Raw genomic sequence first — 25,996 nt, 5'->3', positions numbered from 1 at the left:
GACGCCGCCCGTTGCAGGCGCAGCATGTCGTCCTCGAGTTGACGCTCGTGGATGGGCCGCGTGGGCACACCGTGCACGCCGCCGCTGTGGTGGGCCACCACAAACCGGACCCGAGGGCCGGGGTGCTCTGCTGCGCGTCCGCCCCTTCGGTCCCTGCGGTCACAGGAGACTGGCCTCCGTAACGACGAAGACCCCGGAGCTTGCCTGCTCCGGGGTCGTTTCGTCACTGTGGGGCCACGACTTTCGTCTGTACCCCCGAGTGGGGTACTGACGTAACTCTTTGATCAGCGGAAACGTGAGGGCCTTGCCTCACCGGATTCCACGCTAAGCAAGATCATCTTCCACGCCAGGTCCGGAGCCGTTTCCGACTGCCTCTCGAACTTGTGGCTGTCACTGCCTAGCGGCTTCCCCAGTGCGGTCAATTCCGGCGGAGAGCCGCCGGCGAGTCCTGGAGCCGTGGCCACAGTCGGAGGCGGTAGGAGTCGGCCGAAGGGGTGTTCGTCGACGGGTCGCCGAACCCGCGGCCGGAGACTCGCATGCAGTATCCCCCCGCCGGCAGTGAAGCGCCGTTGATGTGGGTGCTGCCGCCGGAGGGCTCGAAGGTGATGCCGCCCGTCGGGGCGTGGAAATTGATGTCGACCTCGTTGTCCCACTCGCTGGTATCGGCCGGTGGCTCACCGGTCCAGATCTCCACCCGCATCGGGGTCTTCCAGCTGTACTGACCGGGTGTGATCAGGTCATCAGCCCCCGCCAGGACCCCACATAGCGCCTGGAGTCCTTGGCGTCGGCCAGCGCTTCAAGGTAGGGGCTGTCCTCTGGACCATCACCCCAGTCGACGTGGGAGTAGATGTAGATCTGAACGTGGTCGGCGGCGACTGCCGGGTCCTGAGCACTGATCATCTCGGCAGCTGATGTCCCGCCATGAAGACAGAGACGGCCGGCGCGTTGGACCGCTACTGTGCCGCGCATGGCTGGCCTGGATGATGGTGATCGCGAGTGCGTCGAGGTGTATCTGCTGACGTTGCACGAGCCCTATGAGGAGGCGCGGCACCCGGTGCCGATCAACGCCACGATCGTGCACGCGGCGACGCTCCTGCATCCGTTGGTGCCGCAGCCTGACGGCGGCCGCATGTACCGGTGCCTGACCGAGTTCCCCGACCGCAGCGCCGGTTGCGTGGTGCCGGTCTCGACGCTGACCTACGAGCTGAACGGCGGCCAACTGTGGGGCGCGGTAGGTGATTGGGAGCGGGTGACCGACGCCGTGGTGACCCTCGCGCGCGCCGACCGGTGCGATGCGATGCCGCTGGGGTTGCCGCAGGTGTCGGCGGCACTGCTGGCAGGCGGCCCGCACACCACGCTCACGATGCACCACCCGGACGGGACGAGCACCGAGTACGGGGGCGCCGACCGCGCGGAGCGCCTGCGCGAACTGGAGGGGCATGTCCGCGCGTTCGTGGCGCGGGCGCCGTTCTGGCCGGGAGATGGTCTGGTGACGCCGGCTCCGTTCGCCGGGCCGAGGCCCTACCGGCCTTACCAGCCGGACGCGCATGGGTGGCACTGACCCATGATCACTTTTTGGCCCGCCTGCTGGCCTCCGTGGTCAACGACGCCCTGCGCGACATCACCGCCGGCGGTGACCCGGGGCGTGCGGTTCGAACGGCGCCGCACCCACCGCGCCATGCCGGATCTGGCGCTTGGACCAGCCGGACACCGCCACCCGCCACGCCGTCCAGTTCGCCGGCGGGCGGGGGCAAACACGCCCGCGAGGTAGGACAGGGGGTCACGTCCAGCGGAGTGTGTATGAGTTGGCCTCCGCGTGATCCTGTTTCTGCAGGTTAAGCGGTGAGTTCCTGGTTGTCGATCTTGGGGTGCGGTCGCGCGCCGCGTCAGCTCTGCCCGGCCGGCGTCCGGGACGACGGCGCCGGAGTCGTTGCGCGGTCGAGCGGCGGCCAGCGGCCGGCGGGAGGCGTTCCGGAGGTTCTCGATCTTGGCGATCGCGGCGCGGGCCTGCGGGCCGGGGGCGTCGGTGTCGCGCAGGCCGTGCGCGGCGGCCTGGGCGTCGGAGGCGAACAGCGGGACGGGGGAGGTGTAGTCGCGGACCGCCTCGGCGGTCTCGGGCGTCATCGCCCCCAGCAGCACCGCGATCCGCAGCGCCATGAGTTCGTCGCCGTCGTGGCAGCCCGCCTAGCCCGCGCAGACGCGGACGGGGCTGGTGTGGCAGCGCCACACCGCCTCCGGCTGCTCGATCGTGGGCTGGTCGTAGCGGGGGAGCTTGGCGTACTCGGTGCGGTCCCAGATGCCGGAGGGGCCGTCGCGACGGTACGGGCAGGTGTCGCAGGGGCGCCGCGCGGGCGCCTCGAAGCGTTGCATGGCTGTCCTTCCTGGGGTTCGGTCCGCCCGGCACCCCGTTTGCTGGCGAAGGTGCGGGTGGCGCAGACCCTCTGGTCGGTTCGGGCAGCGGCCGGGGGGCTGTGGCTTCGCAGGAGCGGCATTCGAGCATGATGCGGGCTGTCGCGAGGCGTTTCGGCTGTGCTCCGGCGACCGAGCCGGCGGTGAGGGGCAGCGCGTGGAGTCGCTCGACCAGGTGTAGGCGGTGGGTCGCGCCGCAGTGGGGGCAGGGGTCGGGGACGGGTTTGGTGCCGCCGGGGGCGGCGGCAGGTTCGGGTCGGGGGCGGTGTCGACGGGCATCAGCGGGTCATCCTGCCGGGGCGGTCGATCACGTTCAGCGCCGCCCAGCCGAGAAGGCCGGTCGGGAGGGGTTGGACGAGCATGACGACGGAGAACAGCCATGTCTGGCGGGTCGCCATGGCGATGGCCAGGAGTGTGCAGGTGGGGACGGCCAGGGCCGCGCCGATCGCGGTTGCCCTGCCGGTGGTCAGGTTCAGTGCTGGGGGGTGGGGGTGATCCAGCCGCGTTCGGTGTCGTAGACGTCCAGTGCGGCGGCCGCGGCGTCGTGCAGGGCGGTGCCGGGCGGGAGTTCGGTGGTGGTGGTTTCGCGGCCGAGGGCGGTGTTCGCGGCTTTCTCGACGCGGAGGCGGAGGGCGGTGCCGGGTTGGACGGTTGCGGGGAGGCGGAGGATGACGAGCCAGGTGCTGCCGGGGGTTCCGGGTTTCTGGTGGAGGCGGTGCAGGGTCGCGGCGAGTGGGGCGCGTTCGGGCATGGCGGTGATGGCGGCGGCGATGGTCTCGGCGGCGGCGCCGGGGGCGTGCTCGTCGTTGAGCAGGAACGCGTAGGTGTCCAGGGGGATCATCTTCGCGGGGTCGGGGGTGGTCGCGCAGGTGGTCGGGGGTGATTGTCCTGGCGGGTCGGCGTGCGGTGGCGGGGGTGGGGCGGCTACGGTGCGGGCGCCTTTGCACTAATGGGACCGGGAAGGTCCCGGCGCGGCATCCGGTCAGGTCGGGGCGCTGATCCGCAGCAAGAAGGTGTTTCGACCGAAACACCGTGCTCGGTAGTCGCTGCGGACTCCGTCGCGTGTGGGGGCGAGGCGGGCCCACGCGCCGGGCGGCGACCGCGGCGTCGTGCCAGGGCAGAGGACCATCATCGACCGCCGCGTCCGTCCCGCGCGCCCTGTTCGGCGTCGCGCGCGCTGTTCGGCGTCGCGCGCGCTGTTCGGCCGCGGCCGCGCGTTCGCGCTGGGTGTCGACGTCCGCGCTCTGCCTCGATCTGGCGCCGCAGCTCCTCCATGGCCGCGACGTCACCGAGGCGCCCAACGCAGTAGTGATCAGACCGTCGCGTGCACGCAGTTTCGGCAGGTGGATCGGTGCAAGGCTTGCCATCGGAAAGACATCATCAGTCGAAGGGGCCGCTCCCGGACGCGGGCCCGCGCGCTGCGCTGCGTACCGATCCGGTATCGGGGCGGGCTGCGCCTCCTGCCCGCCACCCCGAACTGGTAGAACAGTGACTGATCAACCACGCATAGTAATCGGAGCTGTTCATGCGCACCTCTCGCCCCTTGCTCCGCGCCGCGGCCACCACCGCGGCCGCCGTGCTGGCGCTGGCCGTCCTCACCGGCCCGGCGCACGCCGCCCCTGCCGCCGCCACCCACACCGCCACCACCTCCCCAACTCCGGGCCTCCCGCTAGGTTCGATCATCGGCGGGCTTTCCCCGAGCGTGGCCGCAGCCGTGCAACAAGCCCTGGCCACCCTGTTCGGGACCGGCATCTAGCTGAGCCGGGCTCCAGCGGGCAGACCCGGCGGTTCCGGTCCGCTCGGTGTCGATGACGGCCTGGCCGCGGTTCCGCTGTCCCCGGTCGCATCCTGACCGTGGCGGCGGCCATCCACTCCTATCTGCTCGAAGTGGCCGAGGAAGCCCGGTGCGAGGGCGATCGGCGGGTCCGCCGTCAGGCGCGTGTCTTGGCCGGTAAGCCGATCGACGTCTACGAGGGGCACCTGCGCTCGTTCCTCAACCCCTGGCGCACCTCGTTCGGGACCGGGCACCATCCGGATCCGCAGCCAGGGGAAGGGTGGCCGGACGTCGATGACCAGGAACACCAACAAGAAGCGAAGAAGAAGCGCAAGCGGTAGGGCACCCCACTGGTCTGGGCTCTTGAGCAGCAGCTGGCTGGCCAACGGCGTGAGCCTTGCTCGGACGAGTCGCGTTGGCGCCGTCCACCGATCGGATGTGGGCGGTGTTCGGTGTCCTGGCGGCCGGCACTTCCAATGCGGGGCATTCGATCCCGACGCCCAAGACGGCAAGGAGACGTCCCGATGACCAAGGCTGACAATTTCAGCAACCAGAAGGGCGGGGTGGGCAAGACCACCACCTCGATCGGGCTCAGGGAGGCCCTGGGCCAGGCGACAGCGGACGCCATCCCGATCGACGTGGACGGCCTGCCGTTGCAAGCCGCCTACGACTGCGTGGGCGCCTACAACCGCGCCGCCCTCCTCTTCCCGTTGCCCGCCGACGCCGACGAAATCGAGCGCATCTTCACTGGCCCCATCAAAGACCCCGACGGCGCCGAGTTCCGACTCGACTTCGCCCCGCATGGCCTGGACGCCGCCCCGGACGACGTTGGCAACCTCGTCCTGCGACCGTGGACCGGGGACGGCCCGATCCTCGTCCTGACGGTCAACGTCACGCGCGAGCGGATCAACGACCTGATCACGCTCAAGCACCGCCTGCACACCCTCAAACGGCTCCGTACGGAGCTGAGCAACCTCGGAATGCCCGCACCGCCCAGCGGCGAGCACAGCGAGCGAAGGCCGCGATGAACCGCCGCTGCCCCAACCCGTCGTACAACCTCTTCTGGAACTTCATCAGCGGCATCATGCAGGACTACGGCCTGGACTCGGCCGAGCATCCAAACCCCTGGACCGTCCGATTCCCGGCGGTGACCGGCCTGCCCGCGCCCGTTCCGGCTTGCTGTACGTCGTTGACCCGGACGAGCCGGTCCTGGACGACGCCGACCGCATCATCGGCTGCCGGGCCCTCGCTCTCGTCCGCTAGCGCCGGATCCGGCCATATCTGTGACGGGCCCGGCTATCCGGTGCTGGGGTCAGAGACCTCATAGACCCTCAGAGGGTTCGCAACTGACTCGGTTTCCGCTGGAGCCCGAATCTATTCGCGTGATCATCGCCCCTTAGAGGGGATGGCACGAACGCCTCGTCTCCAGGTGGAGACGAGGCGTTCGTGGTTCAGGGCTGTGCTGAGCACCACGGCGATACCAGTACGGCTCGGGCCATGGCCGCCACTCGGCCCCCTCCGGCCTGTCCCCGCGGCACGCCCGGCTGGCCGTTAACGCCGCCAGCACCTGGTGCGAGGTGACGCTGGAGACGCTCGCCGACCCGGCGGCACCCTGGCATGACGACACCGCCTGACGCGGGTCGGCGGATAAGAACCGTTATCCGCTGAGCGTGTCGTAGACCGACTTGGCCATGATGACGAGAACCAGGAACGCCCCCACTGCGCCTACCAGGAACGACTGCTTATCGACCTCCCCCAGCGGGGTGACCACGGATTCGGGATCACGGACCCGCCGCCGAACGCGCGCGTTGGCCAGCGGAGCCGCGCAGCTCACCTCGCGCGGCTTGTCCTCGGTCAGGCAGGTGATGACGATGCGTTGGCGCCTGCCGATCAGCGCCGGGCCGATCAGCAGCTCGGTTCCGTCGACGCGCGCCGGGGGGACAGGCGTGGCCGAGACCGAGTCGGTGGCGGTGATCTGCAGGAGCTCCACGATCCGCACCCCCAGGTCCAGGCGGATCGGCTCCCCGTTGTCGAACGCGTCCCGCGGTACATCACGGCGGCCCCAGCCGGCCAGCACGACCTCCGCGAGGAAGGGCCGCTCTAGGAGGACACCGCGGTGCCGCAGTTCGAGGCCGTCGCGGACCCCGTCCGGCGCGGTGAGCAGCGGCGCGACCGTGCGCAGCCCGTACTCCAGCCGCTGCCGGGCGAACCGGGTCAGGTAGGTGACCGCCACCGTCGCGATCCCCACCAGCAGCGTGGCGGCCGCGCTGGCGCCGGTCCAGAACGTGCCCGAGCTGTACCACTCACCCGCGATCGACATACTCGGCATCCAACCGCGCCGCCGCCCGCCCGCCAAAGGCCTTTCCCCGGAGGCCGTCGAGAATCCCGGGGGAGCGGTTCGGCCTCGGCACGGACGCCGAGGGGACCGCGGCCTGCGGCGTGCACGCGACTTCGCCCAGCCAGCGCTCGCTGAACACTCGCCCGTCTGTCCGGGAAGCTTGCGTCGGGGACGTGGTGCGGCGGCCCGGTACCCGGAGCCCCCGGCCGCCGCGCACGCGGCGTGACCAGCACCTGCGGTTCGGCCCTCACGCGACAAGGCCGGAACTCAAGCGTTCGTCCCCGCGTCGTCGGCCTCGATCGGGTCTCCAGCTGAAGCCGGGATGCTAAGTCAGGGCACATTTTGTAGCCGCTACCCGCATTAATGCGGGTGGAGCGACGCCCGGTCGGTGGCAGTATCCGCGTAAGCGCCGTGAGGGGTTCCGAGGACCCTTCCGGAGCTGATGGCGTTCTAGGTCTCTTGACGGGGATCACGCCGATCGGCAGAGGACGGCCACGGCCGAGGGTGCAAGCTCGGCGGTGTTGCCGTCTTCTGCCATGCCTTTTTTGTCCTGCCTCTGTTCTTTCTGATGCTGTTGGCGTAGCCTCCCCACATTCGTGGTCGACGCGGATTGAGGGGTTTCACCGGGCACTTGCACACCGGCCCTTCCTTTCGGGGGAGTCGGGCCCGCCTTCTAACTGCGGTTCTGCTGCGGATGCGCAAGATCCCCGTCAAGCAGACCTCAGGAGCGCCCCTCGATGCCGCCGCACAGTTCTGCCGTTACACTCGCCGCCGTGATCATCACGCTCGGCTATCTGGTATTGGCCGGATTCGTTGTCCACCGGACCCCGGCTGAGCAGATCCCCCAGGTTCTCGTTCGACTTGCCTCTCTGCTGCTGGTGCTGCCGGTGGTCTTGTACGGGCCGGAGGCCATGGCTCTCCTGCTTGGTCCGTAAACGCCAGGCGCATGACACACCCACGTGAACCGGCGCGGCCCGTGTGGGCGTCACGGTCGTATCTGAGCAGGCTGGAGGCGCCTGCCAGGGACGCGCTGCTGCGCTCTGGCCACGCTCGCGTGTTGGAGGCGGGCGAAACGCTGGTCCTTCAGGGCCAGCCGGCTTCGACGGTCGGTGTGGTCGTGGAGGGGCGGTTGAGCCGGACCAGGATCGAGCCGAACGGCGAGATGGTCATGCTGGCGCTGCACTACCCGGGCGACCTGGTAGGCGAGCTCTCCTTCATCGACCATGGCGCTCACTCAGCGACCGTTGCCGCGCGCGATCGCTCGGTGGTGCGGGTCTTCACGCACGCCGCATTCGAGGGCTTTCTGAGGCAGTACCCCTCGGCGAGGTCCCAACTGCTGCGGACACTCGTCGATGGCCTGCACGAGGCCGAAGCTCACCGCAGCGACGCCGGCGTCTACGACGTGGAAAGGCGTCTGGCCCGCGCCCTGCTCCGCCAAGTGGACAGATATCCGTGCAAGCTGAACGGGCACTACCTGGTTGAGCTGCGGCAGAGGGAGTTGGCGATGCTGATCGGCGCCCAAGAGGGCACCGTGCAGAAAGCACTGGCATCCCCGCTCCTGCGCGATCTGGTGCGCTCGAACCGCGGCCGTATCCTGGTCGGCGACATCCGGCGGCTGGCCGAGTTCGCGGAGATCGGTGGCGCCGATGGCTGCTTCTCCCCAGGCGACTTGTGAGGAAGCCGCACAAAACCGCCGCAAAGCGGCACGGCTCCGTCCAGGCGCCGCGGCGGGCGGGCACCTGGATCTGGTCTGGAGCCGGGCCGCGCCGATCCGCCGCCAGCCCAGCGGGCGCGCGTTGTCAGGGAGCCGCGCCGCCGCCCTCCAGGTCGTCCTTGGCGAGGGACCTCCGCTTCCGCAGCGTGGATCGTGCGGGTGTCGGTCAGGTCGACGTCGCCGCTTACGCCCTGGACGTGCGCGGCCATCGGCCCCGTGGAGATCGGCGAGCGCGAGCCGATCAGGTCCATCGCGCAGAACGCGCCGTCGTGGATGCGTAGCGCGATCTGGTCGCGGTGGAGGATGTCGGGCACGTCGAGGATGCGGCCGGTGCCGCGCGCGAGGCGGAACATCTCGGAGCTGTGGACGGTGTCACCCGGCCGTGTAGTCCACCACAACAAGCATTCCTTGGCGTGTGATGCGGCGTCGGACGGCGTGACACCCCGCGGCTACTGGTCTTTAGCGACGAGTTGGTTGAACAGCAGAAGTCCTGCGGCTGCAGAGGCGCAGCCACTCAAAACGGACTCGGGAAGGCCGCGTCCGGAGGCGAAGGTAAGCAGGCCCGCACCAATGCCGGCCAGCACACCGAGCGTGAGCACCAACGCAGCTCGTACGGTCATCAGCGGCTTGTCGGGTTCGGGTGTGGCCATGAACGGCTCCTTCAACTCCAGGAGGTGGGTGCTTTCTTGTTGACCGCATAGGGCTGTTCGCCGCCATGAGCCCATGCGGTGGCCGTGTTGGGACGACTTTCCGCAATCGCGTGGGGCCGGCGCTCGCGGACGCCTATGAGTAGGGGAGGCAGAGGATTAGGGCAGCGGCTCGCGGGTTGCCTCGGGCCCCGATCAGGTGGATGAGGTGTCGATGGGTGACGTCCCCGAGGACGACGACGGTGCGCGTCACAAAGCCGATCAGGAACTGGTGGAGTTCTTGGCCGCCCACGGCTTCGCGGGGCCGGCATATACCCGATTCGCCGAGGAGATGGCGGCCTACGCGCTCGCCGTCCTCACCGCCTGGCTGCACACCGGGATGATCTTTGTGCGATGCGCCGAGAAAGGGATCAAGCTACCGCGTCCCCCCACGGGTACCTGGTCGAAGGACGACCAGTTGGAGTTGGCCTTGGAGACCGTCGCGGTCGCGATCCGCTCGTTCCAGCAGCACCTGCGAAGCGGCCGCTGGGATCCCGGTAAGGGGGCGAGCCTGCGCACCTTTTTCATCGGCCACTGCACTTATCAGTTCCCCGACACCTACAAGAAGTGGCTGCGGGCCTTTGACGGGATACGGTCCCCCGACAGCGGACTCGACGAACGCTGGCCGGATTCCCGTCCTGGGCCCGAGGACCTCATGGCCGACCGCGACCAAGCCGACCGTGCACTGGCAAGCCTGCCAGACCACACCCTGCGAGCCGCCCTCGTCCTGACCTCCCTGGGCTACAACCACGCCGAGATCGCCGAGCTGATCGGAGAAGACGCCACGGCCCGTTCCGTCGAGGGTGCGCTGTATCGCTTCCGCCGGAAGAGGGGAGAGCGATCATGAGCAACGGCCTGAACCTGGAACGGCTCAACGCTTTGCTGGAGGCAAGTTCCCTGGGCGACCCAGCAGCGGCCAAGCTGCGGAAACGCACTCCCCGTGACCTTGCCGAGGCCGCAGTCCAGCGCGCCGGCCTACGCACCGGCCCCGCCGATCCAGCGCCCGAGCAGCGGGTCGTTGACCAGCGAGCACGCACGCGGCAGCAACTGGATCTGGGCGTACACGACCGTGGGGGGGCCGACGAAGCCGAGGGACCGTCGGAAGTCGGCCAACCGGCCTACGGCGCCTCCGCATCGGCCTCCGGGCCGTCCATGACGGCCGTGCAGGACGACTTCCGTTCATTGGTAGCGGCGGGCGACTCCGCTGCGTATTCGCTGGTGCGTCCCTATGCGGTCACCGGTGGCCGGCTCAATCGGCGCGCAAACCTGGCCGTCGAAGCCCTGGTGACCGCAGTGCCCAATCCGCCGCGCGACGTCTCCACGCTGACGCCTGAGTACCGGGCGATCATGGATTTGTGCCGGTCGGCGCACTCGGTCGCGGAGGTGTCGGCCATGCTCTCGATCCCTCTCCAGATTGCCCGCGCCCTCACCGCCGACATGGTTCTCGAAGGGTTCCTACGGCTGCACCAGTCGGGCACCAGCGGTACGCAGCCGGACCTCGGCCTGCTCGAAAGGGTGCTCAATGGACTCCGCAAGCTCTGATCGGCCACCGGTGCCAGGACCGCAGGGCCCAAACCCCGACCTGGTCTCGGTCAAGATCGTCGTCGGTGGTGGCTTCGGCGTCGGCAAGACGACCTTCGTCGGGTCGGTGTCGGAGATCACGCCGCTCACAACCGAGGCGCTCGTGACCACCGCGAGCGCCGACATGGACAACCTGTCGGCGGTGCAGGACAAGACCACGACCACGGTCGCCCTGGACTTTGGCCGGGTGTCGCTGGACCGCGAGCTGATCCTCTACTTGTTCGGGATGCCTGGCCAGAGCAGCTTCTGGTTCATGCGGTACGACCTGGCCACGGGCGCGATCGGCGCGGTCGTGCTGATCGACACCCGCCGCCTGGCCAGCTGCTTCGACATACTCGAGTACCTCGAACGAGTCGGACTCCCGTTCGTCGTCGCCGTCAACGGGTTCCATGGCGAGTTCCAGTACGCGGCAGATGACATCCGTGTCGCCCTGTCGATCAGCCCGCACGTACCGATCGTCGAGTGCGATGCACGCAACCGCACGTCGGCCAAGCAGGTCCTCATCGCCCTCGTCCAGCACGTCATGTCGCTCCATGCCCCGACGCCACCTTAAGATCCCTCGCAACAACCACCGGCAGGTCCGCCGGGCGCGCGCTGCTGGACGGGCGGAGGAGAGCGTGTCCTCGATCGCGCGGCTGCTGGGCGTCTCGCGCACCACGCTGTATAAGTACGTCCCCGAGGCCGCGGGTCGCGCGCGTGCCATCGAGGAATCCGTCGGCTGGCTAGGGCCTGCAGGTAATTCGGATCAGTTGCCGCTGGTCATGATCGGAGTGACTCGCTCACACCCGGGACAGGGCCCCCTGGGCAGGCGCTGGGCGGTCCGAGGACGCACGTCGCCCGCGCACGGTGTTCGAGGACGTCCTCGGGCGGGACAGCAGCAACCGTGAGGCGCCCATCGCCAACCGTGCCCTGCTCGGCGTGTCGTGGCCGGATACGGCCAACACCACCTTGAGGTCTGCGGACATGCCACCTGACCAGGCCAATCATCCGCGCGCGTTGGCGGATCTCAGATGCTCTGGGAACTCTGCACGCTCCCAACGCTCCCAACGCTCCCAACGCGGACGGTTCAGGCGGGTGAGGAGGGTGCGACGGGATCCCGTTATCTGCGGGCCCCTGTACCGTGTCGCCCATCACCTCCAGGCGCTCCGGCACTTGTCGGCGGGGATCCGGCCCTCAAGCCGGAGACAGAAGGAGGTGATCGGGAGGTGCCAAGCCGTCGCACCACCCGGAACAGCACGCGGCGAGCCCCCGCTGAGAGCACGTCGAACTGGCAGAAGGTCACGACCTTCGCCGGCGTCGGGCGCCTTGCGGTCGCGGTCGCTCGGCTGGTCCGGGACTGGTTGAACGGCGAAGGCCCCTGGCCGTTCCTCTGACGAGGCAACGAGCCGAAGGGCCTCCCGCGCAGGGCCCCTGCGGCGGCAGCTTGGCCGGCGACGCCGCGGGGGCCCTCTTCTTATGCTGTTATCCCAGGTCAACCCTTAAGACTCAGTTCCAAAAGGGATGACCTAAGTCAGGGTACATAGCGTTCCCAGACCGTACACCGGTTTACCCACTGGCGGATAGCCGCTACACCCGCGTCTCACCCGAGCACTCACCCGCTGGCAAGCCCGCCGCGCCCCCGCCGCGCTGACCGCTACCCTGCGGCTCGCCGTAGCTTCAGGACCCCCGGGCCATCAAGGCCGATGCGCGCCACGCACGTATCGGCCTTGACGAAGGCCTACGCCACGGTGGTCAGGCCCGCCAGTCAGTACCCGGCGTGGTTCATGGTCTTGGAGGCCGCCCACACCCGGATCCGATCGAGGTCGAGCAGCCAGTCCTGCGCGATCGCACCGACACCGTCGCCCTCGTCCACGACGTCGGCGAGCACCGAGGGGAGCGTCTCGGCGAACTCGACGTACCCCGCCGGGCTCGTCGCCCACATCGTGAAGACCTCGATGCCGACGCGGTAGAGCTCCTCATCCAGTTCGTCTCCGCCGACGTTCGGGCTGACAGTCCACACGAGGTCGAGAAAGTCGCCGGCTTCCCATGAGCCCGGACGCCCCGCCGTCAACGGGTCGCGGCGAACCAGCTGCTCCGGCTGGATCGGCCCGCTGGTCGGCACCGGCGGCGGCTTTTCGGCCTGCAGCTGCTGCTCGACCGCATGCAGCGCGGCCGCTATCCTGCCGAGCGCTGTCCGGCCCGCCCCGCGGATCGCCGCCTGCAACCGGTCGTAGTCGCCGGACGGCGCCCCGATCACCGGCCGGACCGGCCCGTACCGCTTCACGACTTTGTCGTAGGGCAGAACCTCGCGGGTGTGGCCGTGCTCATACACGACCTCGTTCAGCTGAAGCGGCGCCGGCGCCGTCCGCTTCGTCGGGTCGGTCTCCTGGGACATGCGCTCCAACTCGGCGGCGCGGGCTACGTGGCCGGGCGCCAGCGCTTCCTCAGCGGTGCCGACGAGCGGGGTCTTGCTTGGCGAGCGCGGCGCCGACCGCTTCGGCGGTGACGTTGGTGTAGATCGCCAGCGAACGGATGTTGGTGTGACCGCTGAGCCCCATCAGCATCGGGACGGACCAGCCGTCCTCGGCCAGATGGGTGAGCCGGGAGTGGCGGAGCTGGTGAAGGGTGAACCCGCGTTTGCGCCGGTCGTGTTTCTTGGTGCTCTGCTTGAACAGGTACTCGGCGCGTTCATAGGACAGCCGGCCGCGGCCGGTGTGCGGACACAGGTCGGCGGCCGCGGGCGTGCGTGCGGGTGCGGGGCGCCGGTCGGCCAGGAACAGCGGGCCGCTGGTCCGGCCGCCGATCAGCCGCGGGAGTAGGCGCGCGGTGCCGGACTGCCAGTGGATCCAGCGGGTGTCGCCGCCCTTGCCGGTGATCTGGCCACGTTTGTTGGCCAGGTCCAGGTCCTCGATGTTGAGCGCCAGGACCTCGTCGGCGCGGGCCGCCGACTCATAGGCCAGCCGCCGCAGCACCTTGTCCCGTATCGGCACCTTCGGGTCGGCCAGCAGGGCCTCGACGGTGTGCCGATCGATGGCGCGGGTGCGGTCGCGTTTCTCCGGCCGCCGCTCGATGAGCGCGACCAGGTCGGTGGTGACCCAGCCGCGGCCGGCCGCCCAGGTGGTGAACGAGCGCAGCGCCGAGCGGTGACGGTTCCAGGTCCGCGGGGCCGCCTCGTCCCACGCGGCGGTGAACACCGCGGCGGCCTGGTCGGCGGTCAGCCCGGCGAGCGGGACGGTGTCGCCGAGCTCGCGGCGCAGCCGCCGCAGCATCTGGCCGTAGGAGCGCAGCGTGTCGGCGTCCAGGTCGCGGCGGGCTAGGAACGCCGCGGCGGCCTCGCCCAGAGCGGTGTCGGCCAGCGGCACGACGGTACGGCCGCTCATGCCACTTGCCGCCGGTCGATGCCCGGTCACGCGTTCGTCTCCGTTCACTGCCCGCTTCGCGAAGCGCCGCCGCCATCCGTCGAATCACCAAGGTACTCATCGAGGATTTCAACGATGGCGTCCCTGATGGCCTCGTCGATGCTGGCGGGCGCGGACCACTGCGCGTTCGCGGGGCCGTAGCACCGCAGCAAATCGCGTGGCAAGAGGTCTCCTGTCGCACGGTCAGCGTCCCACATGCACGCGAAGGGGTCTTCGTCGATGAATGGAACTAGCTTTCCCGCGGCCTTCGCACTGCGCCCTTGTGAAATGCCGTACAAGGACGCGTAACAGATTTCCATGATCCTTGAGATGGCTTGGCCGCACTGGTCGACATAGTGCAGTGTCGACGTACCATGGAGGTGTGCCATGAATTCGCGATAGAGGATCTTCCTGACGTTCAGTTGGATGATAGTTTCCAAGTGTGGCTCGATGGGCTTAGAATATACCCATTCGCGAAATGCTGTGATATGATAGAAGAGGCTGCCTAGCAAGTAGAAGCCTGGTCCGCCGAGGATTAATGCTATAGCGGCCGGTTCTGTCGAGCCCAGCAATTTTTTCTGAGTGCCGTGCCGCGCCGTTTGCAGAGAGATCGCAGCCCAGTCAGCGTTGACCTCCTTTATGGGCGTGTTGTCCCGTACATCGTGCCGGTTCAGCAGGTGGGCCAGTTCATGGGCCACGATGAACGACTCCACCGCGTCGTAGGTGTACGGCATGAGGCCGGGCGCTGCCCTGAGCCTGTCCCAGATCGGGGAACCTCCGCTGGGGAACTCCTCCTCCCACACCTTGGTCGAGCGATTGAAGAACGTGATGACGGCCTCCGCTACCCCTTGCGAGTGGCTCCGGCAGATGTCCTCCAGGTTCGCCGGTCCCCACCAAGAGTGTTGACCATTTGCGGCGGGGGCTAGGTCCATGATGTCGAGCGTCATCTCCGTGAAGTACTTGAGGACATCCATGAACCCGCGCCCGATGAAGATGAAGTCCAGGTCGCGACCCGGCTGGGCATAGGAGACGAAATCTCGGTTGATGGCCATCCGGGCGGCGACCGGATTCGCGTCAATCAAGCCGGGATGGCCGGGATCGACGTCCGCAAGTAGTTCTAGGACATGGCGTTGGAATACCACTTCCATGAAAGTTCGATAGGCGGAGCGGTCGGCCGCCCAGGCGTATCCGAGATCGTCTGCAAGGTGCGGGTACTCAGCGAGCATGTCGCTGATAGGCGAGAACAGCCTCTCGTTGAAGTCCGGGTGGTCCGGCCAGTCGAGGAGCTTTCCTCCGGGTAGGTAGTAATGATCATCTGCGGTGATGACAGCGTTGCGGGCGCGCGCGGCAACCTCATCGGCGGTCAATGCCATCGCCAGCCTCAGGGCTCCAGTACGCGCTGCAGTAGTCGGTCACCCCGGATCGCACGAGCAGCACCGACACCGTCGCCGCCGGAGCGACGGCGAACTGGGTCGCCAGCAGATCTGCGATCGCTCCGGCGAGGGCAACCTTGTCGCCATCCTGCGCGATCTGCTTGATCCTGGCGTTACCGCAAATGGCCTCCCGGGAGGCGTCGCGAAGCCGCGCGAGGACCTGCCTGCCCCTCCTCAGGGCGTCCTGCGGGAACGCAGCGTGCGCGCTTGAGCCCAGCTCCGCCAAAAGCGTGTCGTCGGACAGGCTCATCAGGCGCACGATCTCGTCGCGTTCTATGGTGTCCTCGCCAGGCATGTAAGACCGCCTTATGTGACAGGGAATGTGTCGGCTTCGACCGTACGGCCCAGCGACGACGACCTAGGTGAGAACACCTGAGCCGGTGACGGCCGGATGCGGTCGTGACAGGGAATGGGCCATTCCCTGTCACATCACAGAAACGAGTGGCTCAGGTCTTCGGCGCGAAGAGCACGCGCGGTTCGAGGTCGAGCCGGGTGGCCGGGGCCTGATCGGGCGGGGTGAGGTTGAGCGTCCAGTTGCCGAACCGGCGGACGGTGTGGGTGATATAGGGCGAGACGGTGGCCAGGTCGTCCAGATCGACGCTCTGTCCCTCGGCGGCCACGTGGGGTACTGACGAAACTCTTTGAGCAGCAGCAACGTAAGGGCCTCGCCTCGCCGGATTCCACACTAAGCAAGATCATTTTTCAGTCTCCGTCGGGCAGCGGTAGAGGGGCCGGCATAGGGGCCTACCTGCACGGTAGGAGGATTGCTTCTCCGGTGGGCACGGGCTTCCCGGAGCGGCATGGTGTCTCGAACGCTCGATCAGCCAGGACTTGGTTCATCGCCTCCCTCGGTGGAGCGACGCTCTCCTCGAAATAGTGGCTGTGTCGTCCGGAGAAGGCCGTCTCCTCGATATTGAGGGTCCAGGCCCGCTCGCCGACTACGCGTTCGTCCAGTGCCCGCAGGAGGGCGGCGGACTAGCATCGGTCCTGCGCGGCCACGCCGACCCGCGGCTGCTGAGGACGACGAGGCCGAGCGCGCCACAGTGGGTCGGATCGCCGTGAAACAGGCCTGTAGCCATGCCTCACCCGCAGACGATGTGGGGCAGCGTGATGGGATGGCGGACCTAATTGATGAATGTCTGGACCACCAACATTCGGCCTCCTGGTGTGCGCACTAAACCACGACCCCACCCGCTGAGCAGCATCCGTTGGGGCGAGTTGCTCAATGTAGGCGTCGCGTAATACCTGCGCGCACAGCGGTAGCGGATCGGGGAGCGCCGGCTGCTCGGGGTCGTCGGACTTGGGTGAGACCGGTGCGTGCGGCCGCAGTGAGCATCACAGCCATGGCCGGGTCGGCTCCTACGGATTCCATCGCTGTCGCGAGCAACCGCGCGGCGATGTCGGCAGCCTGGTGGGGCTGCAGCATCCGAACGTACCGGACCCAGGTCGGCGAGGGTGGCCGCGAGTTCGTCGGCTGCCTGCAGGGCGCTGTAGAGCAGCGCGGCCCGGGCGAGCCAGGGCTCAGACTGGACTGCGCCGTCCAGAGCGGCCTTGCGGAAGAGGTCGACAGCAAGGTGCGCTTGCCGTAGATTCCGACGAGTTCAGCCACGACGACGCGAACCTGCCATGTTCTGGCTGGGTCTCGTGACCGCTCCTGGCTGCTCTGACGACTGCCGGCCGGCGACGGACCGTAAGGCCCCGAGCCTCAGCATCTGCGTCGAACCGGGCCACCCCACTGAGCCAGGCCCGCCAGCCTTGGCGATCATCGGGATCCGGCCTCAGGTGATGGCAGACCATCACACAAAAGACGGTGGCCCACCTCGTCCGGCCACCGGTACTCGGCGACGGCATGGATCAAGCCTCCCACGGCGCCGACGAGCACGGTCCACCGCCGTGATCCCACCGAATATGGGCGTTAGGCGAAGGCGGTGATGATGGCTTCGATGATGGCATGGATGCCGCTCCAGTCAGCATCCGCAGCAGCAGTACCACCGAGGGCAGTAGCGACCTTAGCCTCGAACCGTCTCTGGGTTTCCGTCTTCTCGAGGAGCTCACCCTGGTACATGCGGAGCTTCCGGTGGTAGCTGGTCCACTGGACCGGGATCAATTCGCCGTCGGCTAGCAGGATGTCACGGCCGAGGTAGAGCTCGAGGGCCCCCGCCCTGCCGTTGATGTCAGCCTCGACCGGATCTTCGCTGTAGGGCCCCAACGTCGGATAGCTATTGAGGAACTCTAGGGGTGGATAGTTCAGTATGCGGTAGTTGGCGGGAAGCTGACCCGTGTGCCGGATCTTGGCGACGGCCTCGAGCCCTGCGGGGTCGTTGTCGGCGATGGCCACGACCCGGTTTGCGACGCCCGCGGCGGCGAACGACACCACCAGTTTGGCCATGGCGCTGGCCCCTCCCTCAGCAGGGAAACCGTCGAAATCGATGAAGGTGACGAAGCCGATCAGGTGCGGATGGGTGACCTGCATGCCTTTGGCTAGCAGCCGTGAGTCGGTCCTACCTTCGGTTAAGACGATCACTGGGGCGCTGGTCGATGCGCCAAGTTGTGCCTCACGCGCCATCGCGGCGATGGGACGGTCGGGCGTGGAGTCGTATGCCTCGATGAAGTCGAGAGCAACCTTGGTGTCGCCCCGAACATGGTCGAGCATGAGGCGTAGCAGACTGCGGGGATCCATATGCCGCTGTATCCCGAGCGGGTTGAATTCGCCCCAATTATGCGGGCCAGGTTCGAGCTTTTCCCTGTACTCCTCGAACTCTTGCTCGACAGTCCGAGGTCTGCGCTCGCCGCGGCGTCGGCTCGGGGCTTCCTGACGCCATCTCTCCACTGCCACCGTCAGGTCGCTCCAGGCCCGCTCCCAGCTATAGCCGAGCGTTATCAGACGCTGCCGCACATGCTGAGCTTCGGCGCGATAGCCATAATCAATCGTCTCGAAGTCGTTGCCGCCAATTTCTGGCGGCACTACCCTGTGGTACCGCTCAGCTTCGGTGAACAGAGCTGCGATATCGGGATCGTAGCCGGAGCCGGACATGCTCGCAAGGAATCGCAAGTTCCCGATCTCCACCTCGGAATACACAGCTACTCTCTCCTCTCATTGGACGGCGTTGCTCACCCTTTATCTGGAAGATAAGTGTGCTACCTTAAGCTGCCCTGTGTCCACAGTTCGCGGCAACAGCGCCCAGAAATTAGATTTTGATCGGGAGGTCTCAGCGCATGCGATACTGCACCCCGGCTTCCAGCCGATGGCGAAGCCTCCACCGGTCGAGCCGGGTCAGCGTCCGTTAACCTCCGTTATCTCTGCACACCTGAACGACACGGCTGGCCTGCACCAGGATCGCATCCTGGTATCGCTCCGCCTCGCCGTCCCCGCACAATAAACCACGTCCCCGCCGATTCATGGACTCTTCGAACTCATCTTCCGCTGGCTCGTTGCTGGGACGGCGACATCAGGGTCAGATATACGAAACCCAACGTGAGCAAGTGCCCGAACACAGGAGTTAGATCACGGTTTGCGGGATGCCCGCGATTCTGGAGTGGGTCGTGCGCGCAAGTAACCGGTGCCACCGCCGCTGTCGGCGCCGTGAAGGCGGCCGAGCCGAGCCCCGTGATGCTGCGGCGGGTACGCGAACGGCCGGGATCCACTTCGTTGGGCTGCGGCCGTCGCGGCGCGGACGGGATCCAGGTCCTCAAACACCGAGCCGGGCACCGACGGCGGTATGGTTCCGTCACGCGGGCTGAGGAGGGCGCGGTGGGGGATCTGGAAAACCTGGTCGAGCAGGTGTGGTCGCCGGAGGTGCGGCCGCTGGCGCGCGAAGCATTGCGCTGCTACAACGCCGGGGCTTTCCGGGCGAGCATCGCCGCGACCTGGACCGCTGTGACCGCGGACATCATCACCAAGCTGACCACGCTGGCTACCGACGGGGAAGCTCAGGCAGCATCATTTCATTCCTCCGTTGCGGCCGCGCAGGACAAAGGTCTCAGCGTCGAAGGCGTCCGTGCGATGCAGTTGATCGAAGCGAGTCTGCTGAGCGAGGCGGAGAAGTGCGAGCTAGTCGATGGCATCGGCGCCCGCGAACTCACTCGCATCCGTGAGGATCGGCATCTGTGCGTGCATCCGTCGTTGCGCGCGTTCGGAGAGGTCTACACGCCGCTCTCTGACACTGCACGCGGCCACCTCGCCGTCGCGCTGAGCACCCTGCTCATCCACCCCCCGACGCAAGGCAGCGCCTTGGTGCAGGAGTTCACCAGGCACGTCAGCGACCCGATGTTCGTGGCTTCCACCGCGCACCTGCAGGCGGCGTTCTACGATCGGGCACGACCGGCGACCCGCCGCAACATCGTTCTGCTCGCCGCCAAACACGCACTTCTGGAACTGGACCCTGGCCCCGGGCTCAGCGCCGTCGAGATCGCCGATCGAATGGCAGTGGCACTGTCGGCGTTCGCAATGCGCGACCGCGACCCGGTCCGCAGCGCCCTCGCAGCGCAACTCGACCGCTTCCAGCGACTTGACGGCATGATGCAACTGCGGGCCCTCATCAGACTCGGCGCTCAGGACTATTTCTGGGACAATATCGACGAGCCGTTGGCCGATCGGCTTCAAGGCCTGCTTGACACCCTTCCCGACACCCAAGGGTGGGAAGTTCTAGCCCCCGAAGACGCAGCAGCCTATGCGCTGGTACGCAGCCAAGAGGCGCGAAAGCGGCTCCCGCGTCTGGAAGCACGTTTCAGTGCCCTTCCGGTCTCCGCCCAGATGACCGTCATCGCCCTGCATCCCCATCCGTACTATCTCCCTGCCATCGTGGGTGGCCTGTGCGAAGCGGGGATGTTCCGCATCGGTGAACAGGTCGGCCAGATGCTGCTCGCCCATGCCAGCCACCTTTCCCTTGAGCTACTGCAGGAAGCCCTCAATGCATGGTCAGCCAACCATCAATGCCGCCGCGCGATGCAGATGCCCGGAATCGCCGTCGAGCTGCTACACGCCACTACACACCTCGGTGCGGCTCGGATCTCGGTGTTCGGCGACTTCCTGACCTCAGTGCACGACCAGGAAGCCGACGATCCTTACTACCGCTATCCCGGCCTGGAGAACGCACTGAGCGGCAGCGGAGTATTGTAGCCGCTCGGTCAAGCCCGATGGAAGGACCGGCGAACGAGGGACCTGCCGGGGCGACGAGTTGCTGCGTTGCGTTCCAAGGCGGCGGCCACTGCGACTCGGCCAGGAACAGCGGGCCCGTGCGTACGTGAGCGGGCCGTACCAATACCGCAACCCCGCCACGCCGTTCGCAAACTATGCTGCGCAACTTCGAAGTCATGATGGGCCTGCGATGAGGCTCCGGATTTCACTCGTGACGGCGAATCCCTACCGAGTGGCGCTGGATGAGCGCGGCGCCGTTCTGCTGACGAGAGAAATCGCAGGGCCCACGCCGCCGGCTGCTGGCCCGGCACGTCCTCCTTGGCCATCAACGGGGTCGACTACATCCCCGGCGTCCAGGGGCACCGGGTTCTGAGCCTGGAACTCATGGACACCGCGCTGGAGCTGGCTGGCCGAGCAGGAGAACCCGGGCTACCTGGCGGTGCACTGCCGCCGGAGGTCCGCCCAGGTCGGCTTTTCCTGGGTGGACCTGGCCAGTCAGGACCGGTCGCATCCCACGCTGGCCCAGCAAGAAAATCTGAACGTGCCCCCCAACCTCTGCGGCGAACGCGCTCACCCAGGGTGACTGGGTCTTCATGGCCGCCAACACCGCGACGGCCCACCATCTGGTCAACGCCGTGGTCCAGCAGTACCTGATTCCCGCCACCCACGTTGGCGTGGTGATCCCGGTGCGGCCCGACGGTGACGTCGCGACATCCACGTCGCCTCCCGCCCGATCCTATGTGCTTGATCAATTGGTGAACAGTTGCGTTTCTGGGCGCACATCTGACAGCCCGAGGGACCGGGACCGCATGGCCTCGTTCTCCCACTGGCCAACGAGCATGAAGTCAGATCATTGATCAGAAACGCAGTGAGCCGCTGCTGCTGGACTAGCTCGCGGCACACTCGTGCCCTGCTCAGTCTGCCACGTCCACCTAAGGACGGCCACCGACGCTGGGCGGCTTCCACCGAAAGCGATGGCCCTGACACCTCCCGGTTCGGTGGGGCTGACTGCCTGTGTCGCCAACCGGGCAGGACCGGCAATTTGAGTCATCTTCACGCCGAACATTACACCCAAAAGGGACAGGAAAAACTCCACCTCGAGGCGTGAAGGCAGAGCTAGGGGCAATTGGATGATATAGCTCTTACCGGAGGTATCATGGAGGGGCTTGAGTTCGAACTAGTCAGCGAATCGGATCCGCGAGTCGCCATCGCCATCACGTTGGGCAACAGGGCACGGAAGACCGTCGGCCTTCTTCCTCGGGCGGCGTACTTCGATGCCGCCGCAAAGAAGCGGCTGCTGGTCGCGATGGCAGGTGACCAAGTGGTCGGCTACGCGTTATACGGCCTTCCACGTGACGAGGTAACTCTCACTCATCTCGTCGTGGACAGGTCGCTCCGAGAGAAGGGCATCGCCCGTGCGCTCGTCGAGCACATCAGCAGCCGTTATCCGATGCGGGCTGGCATCAGAGCGAACTGCCGCAAAGACTATGAGCTCCATGACATGTGGACGAGTCTGGGTTTCCGTCCGCGCTTGGAAGTCGAGGGACGCGGCGCGGACAGAGCGCTCATCACGGTCTGGTACCGCCGCAATCCCGGCCATGTCGATCTCTTCACTATCGACACCCCGCCGCTGCTACGGGCGGCGATCGACCTCAACATCCTCCGCGACCTGCACGATCGGCCCGAGCGCAAGGGTGCGTGGGAAAGCCTGAGCCTGGTCGAGGACCACCTCGCGGACAAACTCCAGTTGATCGCAACCCCCCAACTCTATCGTGAGGTCGCCGACATCACTGACGACGTCGACCGGAATCGGTACTTGGCCTCGGCCGAGGGCAGCCAGTACTACAAGCCCGTTAGTGATCGGCACCTGGCCGACGATCTGACCCGCGCATGGATCGACTTGGTCCAGCTCAGGCAACCGTCGTATCCGGCGACACCGCAAGATCAGCAGGATGCCAGGCATCTGGGTGAGGCGGCGGCCTGCGACGCGGAGGTGTTCGTCACCCGCGACGAGCAATTGATCCGCCTCGCAGACGGCACCGCCCCGGCCGCGCTGGGGATCAGCGTGCTGCGCCCAGCCGACGTGGTGCTGCGAATCGACGAACTCACCCGCCCCGCCTCGTACCGGCTCTCGGACCTGCACGGAACGGGCTACAGCCGTCACGAGGTCTCCGCAGAGAGCGAGACTCAACTCTCCGTATTCCAGAACACCGCCGAACGCGAGTCCAAGAGGAACTTTCTGAAGGCCCTGCGCATCGCGGCGACCTCCCCCGGACGTTGGAACCGCACTGTCATCCGCGACCCTGACGGTCGGCCGGTCCTGCTGTACGTCACCGGCCTCTCGGACGAGCGCCTGGAGGTCCCGCTGCTGCGTGTGGACGCACGCCACCCCGTCGCCGCCACCGTCGTTCAACACTTGCTGTTCGATCTGCGGCAGCAGAGCCGGAACCGACAGGCGACAGTACTGTCCATCACCGATCCGCACCTGAGCGCAGCCGTCCGCAGAACCGCACTAACCGACGGATTCACCGACACAGGCCAAGCGCTGTTAGCCCTGATGATCGACCAGATCGGGCCTGCCTCGCAGATCCAGGCCGCAGCCGAGGAGGGGGCCCGTCGGGCCGGAATCCGGCTCGGATTCACCCTGGCCGCCGGCATGGGCGTCTTCGGCTCCGCAGAAGTGGAGCGTGCGCTTTGGCCCGCCAAGGTGATCGACGCTCAACTGCCGGTTTACATCGTGGCCATCCAGCCGCGCTGGTCGACAATGCTGTTCGATGTGCCTCAGTCCCTGCCCCTGTTCCGGACTGAGGAGTGGGGCCTGGGCCGCGAGCACGTCTACTATCGCACCCCAGGCCCGCCCAAGATGCAGGCTCCGGCCCGATTGCTGTGGTACAAGAGCCAGGGCAGCGGTCGGCTGAAGGAGCCGTCCGCAGTCATCGGCTGTTCCCTGCTGGAGGAAGTCGTCACCGGCACCCCCGAGGCGCTCCACGCCCGCTTCGGAAGACTCGGCGTCTGGACACAGGACAACATTTCGTCCGTCGCTCGAGACGGCAACGCCCAAGCCCTCAGATTCACCCACACGGAAATATTTGACAAACCACCATCAGGTCGCGAAATGCTGAAGATCTTCACAGAAGGGGGGCTTTCCGGTAACGTGCAAGCACCACGTAGGATCAGCGTGGAACTATTCACGGAGATCTACCGCGGAGGCACCCATGGGCACAGAGCGCACTAGGCAGGCCATCCTTCTGTCACTCAAGCCTCGTTTCGCCGACGCCATCCTCTCCGGCACCAAGACCGTCGAACTTCGCCGCCAGCGTGTGGCGCTCGCGCCCGGTGCGGCAGTCTTGATTTACGCTAGTTCTCCAGTGATGGCCATCATCGGCACCGCCCGCGTACGATCTGTCGAGCGGGATGAACAGCAGCGAATATGGCTCCGGCACTCTTCGAGCATCGCGCTCACACGAGCGGAATACGATAACTATCTCGAAGGTGTTGATTCCGTTTCCGCGATCACCCTCGAACTCCCGAAACGCCTCGACCGGCCCGTCACCTTGCAGCAACTGCGCGGCGAACAGCCCTTCCATCCGCCCCAGAGCTATTGTTTCGTTTCGCCCTCTGCACCCGGCACCCTCGGCGCATTGAGCTCTCGACTCACTCTGGCCTGAGAGTCCATCGAAGAAGCACAGCCAGTGGCGCTGGAGAGCCTATCCGCTTTCCAGGTAGACACCCATGCGTCCTACTGAGATGCGCCACTAGCGCAAAACGTGTAGTTGCCGTATACCCAGTCGGTACCATCTTCCACGTCGCTGGCTCTGAAGGAGGCAGTTCGGTGCTTCTCCAGAAGCATGCCCCAGCGTCGCACGTCCGGTCGCTAACATTAGAGCGAGGACTCGATCAAGCCGCAGTCACTAAGGGCAAATTTCATGGCAGGTCTGTACTCCTACTCGTTCGTCACTGACGACGACTACATCCAACTCGTCCGGGCGTTTCCACCTAGTTCACTGCTACCGTTTGTGGCGCAGGCGGGCGTGTGGGCAACCGAGGAACGCCGGGCGGGCAAGAGCCCGATTCATGCCTGGCAGGAATGGGCCCTAGCTGACATAGCTCGGGTTAGCATCGTCCACAGTAACGAATTTCGGGCCGGTGCCGCGAGCATCGACAAGTTGCGCAGGATTCACTCCGCCTTCACCCTGCACGGTAATCGACGCCTACCCGAGGACCCACTGGAGGCCCTACTTCTTCGGCTGATCGGCCAGCAGTTCGGGCTACAGGCAGATGGCTACCTTGCGCCGGCCCGCTCGGCGGCGATCCTGCTGGACACCTACACATCCAAGAAACTCGAAGTCCTGGGTCAGGCTGACTGGGAACAGAACATGCTCGGCTGTTCGCTCGCCGAATATGTAACCGCGATTCAGATTGCCAGCGCATGCGCGCTGACGGGAGCCGGACGCGTCCTGCTGGATCGAGTCTCCAGCACCGATGCCGAACGACTCCTCGATGTGGTCGGAGCAACGACCTTGAAGGACGTCGTCGACCGGCATCTGGCCATCGATACGGCAGCCTTCAAGAAGGCCGAAGAGCCCCGCCGCCTTCAGGCCCCTAAAAATCTGAGGCGCTTCACCTTCAACCCACTATGCGACCGGCCATTGCTCAAAGGTTACGGAGCCGGATACCTGTGCCCGAGCCCGTCTCTGCTCTGGGCCAAGTCCGCCCCGCCTGCCCTGTACTTCACCGGCCGCGCCCATTTCGGCGCTGCCAACGACGGGATGGCGTTCGCACGCGATCTGGGACATTTGTTCGAAGCCTACGTCGGCCGCAACTTGAAACTGCTGCCCGACGCCACCCTGCATGGGGAAATTCAGGCCCAGGCCGGACGTAAGGGCGAGCAACTCAAGAGCGTCGATTGGATCGTAGAGACGACCGAACTGGTCCTCTTGGTCGAGGTAAAGGCGACCATGCCGACTGAGCCGAGCCGGCTAGGTGATTTGGAGAGGGCCTCGAGCGACTGGGAAAAGGTGGGTAAAGCGGCCAAACAGATCGAGGCCGTGGCCGGATACCTACGCGACGGCCATCCCGCTTACGCGCACATCCAGCCTGCCGAACGACCAGTTCTAGGCCTAGCCGTCACCCTCGAGCCCTTCTATTTAATCAATGCCTACAATCGCTTGCCTGCCACCTCCACGCCGGTCTATATCGTCTCGGCCGAAGAGCTGGAAAGGCTCGTAAGCGTCACCAGCACCACCGCGGCGCGTCTCCTGCTGCATCACCATCAACATGAGGACCAGAGCTTTCACCTGCGCGAAGTTTTCACAGGCCACACGTTCGCCTCCAATCCGATTACGGACCGTGCGTGGAGGCACTACCCCTTGCGGCGCCTGGCGATGGACACACCTGCTGCTGCTCAGTGATCGAGGAGCACGATCGAGCCCGCATCTCGAACGGGCTTCGCCAGTAGGTGCACACGACCTGTGCACCGCTCACGCTCGCAGATCAACATCCCCGGGAACGCCCGCCCCGGCCGTCAGGGACGATGCTCCAGAGCCG

General features: G+C 66.6%; 26 protein-coding genes and 2 pseudogenes. 16 read left to right on the top strand and 12 right to left on the bottom strand.

Annotation, left to right across the window (positions count from 1 at the left end; genetic code table 11):
* Positions 1–418: 418 nt before the first annotated feature.
* Both AB0K34_RS37230 and AB0K34_RS37225 read right to left on the bottom strand, forming a co-directional pair.
* Positions 419–700, bottom strand: coding sequence for a hypothetical protein (locus AB0K34_RS37230; protein WP_364553477.1), 282 nt, complete (start codon positions 698–700; stop codon positions 419–421).
* Positions 701–732: 32 nt separating this feature from the next.
* Complete coding sequence (locus AB0K34_RS37225) at positions 733–900, bottom strand: hypothetical protein (protein WP_364553476.1); 168 nt, start codon at positions 898–900, stop codon at positions 733–735.
* A 67-nt stretch (positions 901–967) separates the two neighbouring features.
* Here AB0K34_RS37225 and AB0K34_RS37220 point away from each other — a divergent pair, with 67 nt between their 5' ends.
* Positions 968–1,561, top strand: a complete 594-nt coding sequence (locus tag AB0K34_RS37220) for a hypothetical protein (protein WP_364553475.1) — start codon at positions 968–970, stop codon at positions 1,559–1,561.
* On the opposite strand, the pseudogene AB0K34_RS37215 reads toward AB0K34_RS37220, so the two are convergent.
* Together AB0K34_RS37215 and AB0K34_RS37210 are read right to left on the bottom strand one after the other, a co-directional pair.
* A pseudogene (locus tag AB0K34_RS37215) lies at positions 1,531–2,370 on the bottom strand (DUF6283 family protein). The gene AB0K34_RS37220 and the pseudogene AB0K34_RS37215 overlap by 31 nt on opposite strands.
* 511 nt (positions 2,371–2,881) lie before the next feature.
* Positions 2,882–3,250 carry a hypothetical protein gene (locus AB0K34_RS37210; protein ID WP_364553474.1) on the bottom strand — a complete coding sequence of 123 codons (369 nt, stop codon included), beginning with the start codon at positions 3,248–3,250 and terminating at the stop codon, positions 2,882–2,884.
* A gap of 684 nt (positions 3,251–3,934) precedes the next feature.
* Between AB0K34_RS37210 and AB0K34_RS37205 the strand changes: the two genes are divergently transcribed.
* The 4 genes and pseudogenes from AB0K34_RS37205 to AB0K34_RS37190 form a co-directional block, all read left to right on the top strand.
* Positions 3,935–4,165: a hypothetical protein gene (locus tag AB0K34_RS37205; RefSeq protein ID WP_364553473.1), complete on the top strand. Its 231-nt coding sequence runs from the start codon at positions 3,935–3,937 to the stop codon at positions 4,163–4,165.
* A gap of 98 nt (positions 4,166–4,263) precedes the next feature.
* Positions 4,264–4,524: a hypothetical protein gene (locus AB0K34_RS37200; protein ID WP_364553472.1), complete on the top strand. Its 261-nt coding sequence runs from the start codon at positions 4,264–4,266 to the stop codon at positions 4,522–4,524.
* A gap of 183 nt (positions 4,525–4,707) precedes the next feature.
* Entirely contained in the window at positions 4,708–5,211 is a 504-nt protein-coding gene (locus tag AB0K34_RS37195) for an AAA family ATPase (protein WP_364553471.1), read from the top strand.
* 462 nt (positions 5,212–5,673) lie between these two features.
* Positions 5,674–5,817 (top strand): annotated as a pseudogene (locus AB0K34_RS37190) (abortive infection family protein); the annotation flags it as partial.
* Between the two features lie 23 nt (positions 5,818–5,840).
* Here the strand turns inward: AB0K34_RS37190 and AB0K34_RS37185 are convergent.
* Positions 5,841–6,503 (bottom strand): hypothetical protein, encoded by a 663-nt coding sequence (locus tag AB0K34_RS37185; protein WP_364553470.1) that lies wholly within the window; start codon positions 6,501–6,503, stop codon positions 5,841–5,843.
* A gap of 791 nt (positions 6,504–7,294) precedes the next feature.
* Here AB0K34_RS37185 and AB0K34_RS37180 point away from each other — a divergent pair.
* Both AB0K34_RS37180 and AB0K34_RS37175 read left to right on the top strand, forming a co-directional pair.
* Positions 7,295–7,456, top strand: a complete 162-nt coding sequence (locus tag AB0K34_RS37180; protein ID WP_364553469.1) for a hypothetical protein — start codon at positions 7,295–7,297, stop codon at positions 7,454–7,456.
* 122 nt (positions 7,457–7,578) lie between these two features.
* A complete protein-coding gene (locus AB0K34_RS37175) occupies positions 7,579–8,196 on the top strand; it encodes a Crp/Fnr family transcriptional regulator (RefSeq protein ID WP_364553468.1) in 618 nt (205 codons plus the stop codon).
* A 488-nt stretch (positions 8,197–8,684) separates the two neighbouring features.
* On the opposite strand, the gene AB0K34_RS37170 is transcribed toward AB0K34_RS37175, so the two are convergent.
* Positions 8,685–8,885 carry a hypothetical protein gene (locus tag AB0K34_RS37170; protein ID WP_364553467.1) on the bottom strand — a complete coding sequence of 67 codons (201 nt, stop codon included), beginning with the start codon at positions 8,883–8,885 and terminating at the stop codon, positions 8,685–8,687.
* 211 nt (positions 8,886–9,096) lie between these two features.
* Between AB0K34_RS37170 and AB0K34_RS37165 the strand changes: the two genes are divergently transcribed.
* From AB0K34_RS37165 to AB0K34_RS37150, 4 genes are read left to right on the top strand one after another with little or no spacing between them, the layout of a single operon-like run.
* Complete coding sequence (locus AB0K34_RS37165) at positions 9,097–9,768, top strand: hypothetical protein (RefSeq protein WP_364553466.1); 672 nt, start codon at positions 9,097–9,099, stop codon at positions 9,766–9,768.
* Positions 9,765–10,463: a DUF742 domain-containing protein gene (locus tag AB0K34_RS37160; RefSeq protein WP_364553465.1), complete on the top strand. Its 699-nt coding sequence runs from the start codon at positions 9,765–9,767 to the stop codon at positions 10,461–10,463. The genes AB0K34_RS37165 and AB0K34_RS37160 overlap by 4 nt, the downstream gene beginning before the upstream one ends.
* 40 nt (positions 10,464–10,503) lie before the next feature.
* Entirely contained in the window at positions 10,504–11,055 is a 552-nt protein-coding gene (locus tag AB0K34_RS37155; protein WP_364553478.1) for an ATP/GTP-binding protein, read from the top strand.
* Positions 10,970–11,389, top strand: a complete 420-nt coding sequence (locus AB0K34_RS37150; RefSeq protein WP_364553464.1) for a helix-turn-helix domain-containing protein — start codon at positions 10,970–10,972, stop codon at positions 11,387–11,389. The genes AB0K34_RS37155 and AB0K34_RS37150 overlap by 86 nt, the downstream gene beginning before the upstream one ends.
* A gap of 857 nt (positions 11,390–12,246) precedes the next feature.
* On the opposite strand, the gene AB0K34_RS37145 is transcribed toward AB0K34_RS37150, so the two are convergent.
* The 6 genes from AB0K34_RS37145 to AB0K34_RS37120 all read right to left on the bottom strand — a co-directional run bounded on the left by AB0K34_RS37145 (position 12,247) and on the right by AB0K34_RS37120 (position 18,391).
* Positions 12,247–12,876, bottom strand: a complete 630-nt coding sequence (locus AB0K34_RS37145; RefSeq protein WP_364553463.1) for a hypothetical protein — start codon at positions 12,874–12,876, stop codon at positions 12,247–12,249.
* Positions 12,877–12,925: 49 nt separating this feature from the next.
* Positions 12,926–13,861 (bottom strand): tyrosine-type recombinase/integrase, encoded by a 936-nt coding sequence (locus tag AB0K34_RS37140; protein ID WP_364553462.1) that lies wholly within the window; start codon positions 13,859–13,861, stop codon positions 12,926–12,928.
* A 44-nt stretch (positions 13,862–13,905) separates the two neighbouring features.
* On the bottom strand, positions 13,906–15,252 hold the full coding sequence (locus AB0K34_RS37135; RefSeq protein ID WP_364553461.1) for a hypothetical protein: 1,347 nt from the start codon (positions 15,250–15,252) through the stop codon (positions 13,906–13,908).
* A complete protein-coding gene (locus tag AB0K34_RS37130; RefSeq protein WP_364553460.1) occupies positions 15,233–15,607 on the bottom strand; it encodes a hypothetical protein in 375 nt (124 codons plus the stop codon). The genes AB0K34_RS37135 and AB0K34_RS37130 overlap by 20 nt, the downstream gene beginning before the upstream one ends.
* 151 nt (positions 15,608–15,758) lie before the next feature.
* On the bottom strand, positions 15,759–15,932 hold the full coding sequence (locus tag AB0K34_RS37125) for a hypothetical protein (RefSeq protein WP_364553459.1): 174 nt from the start codon (positions 15,930–15,932) through the stop codon (positions 15,759–15,761).
* A gap of 1,295 nt (positions 15,933–17,227) precedes the next feature.
* A complete protein-coding gene (locus AB0K34_RS37120) occupies positions 17,228–18,391 on the bottom strand; it encodes a HEPN/Toprim-associated domain-containing protein (RefSeq protein WP_364553458.1) in 1,164 nt (387 codons plus the stop codon).
* Positions 18,392–19,063: 672 nt separating this feature from the next.
* On the opposite strand from AB0K34_RS37120, the gene AB0K34_RS37115 reads away from it, so the two are divergent.
* The 5 genes from AB0K34_RS37115 (at position 19,064) to AB0K34_RS37095 (ending at position 25,860) form a co-directional block, all read left to right on the top strand.
* Complete coding sequence (locus AB0K34_RS37115; RefSeq protein WP_364553456.1) at positions 19,064–20,431, top strand: hypothetical protein; 1,368 nt, start codon at positions 19,064–19,066, stop codon at positions 20,429–20,431.
* A 611-nt stretch (positions 20,432–21,042) separates the two neighbouring features.
* Positions 21,043–21,306, top strand: coding sequence for a hypothetical protein (locus tag AB0K34_RS37110; RefSeq protein ID WP_364553455.1), 264 nt, complete (start codon positions 21,043–21,045; stop codon positions 21,304–21,306).
* Positions 21,307–21,605: 299 nt separating this feature from the next.
* Positions 21,606–23,684: a GNAT family N-acetyltransferase gene (locus tag AB0K34_RS37105; protein ID WP_364553453.1), complete on the top strand. Its 2,079-nt coding sequence runs from the start codon at positions 21,606–21,608 to the stop codon at positions 23,682–23,684.
* A complete protein-coding gene (locus AB0K34_RS37100) occupies positions 23,665–24,117 on the top strand; it encodes an ASCH domain-containing protein (protein ID WP_364553451.1) in 453 nt (150 codons plus the stop codon). The genes AB0K34_RS37105 and AB0K34_RS37100 overlap by 20 nt, the downstream gene beginning before the upstream one ends.
* 258 nt (positions 24,118–24,375) lie before the next feature.
* Positions 24,376–25,860, top strand: coding sequence for a hypothetical protein (locus AB0K34_RS37095; protein WP_364553450.1), 1,485 nt, complete (start codon positions 24,376–24,378; stop codon positions 25,858–25,860).
* Positions 25,861–25,996 lie beyond the last annotated feature (136 nt).

Source organism: Actinomadura sp. NPDC049382, from assembly GCF_040677125.1.
GTDB classification, from domain to species: domain Bacteria; phylum Actinomycetota; class Actinomycetes; order Streptosporangiales; family Streptosporangiaceae; genus Spirillospora; species Spirillospora geliboluensis.
Note: the sequence above shows the minus strand (reverse complement) of the source record. Positions and strands in the feature narration are given on the sequence as shown.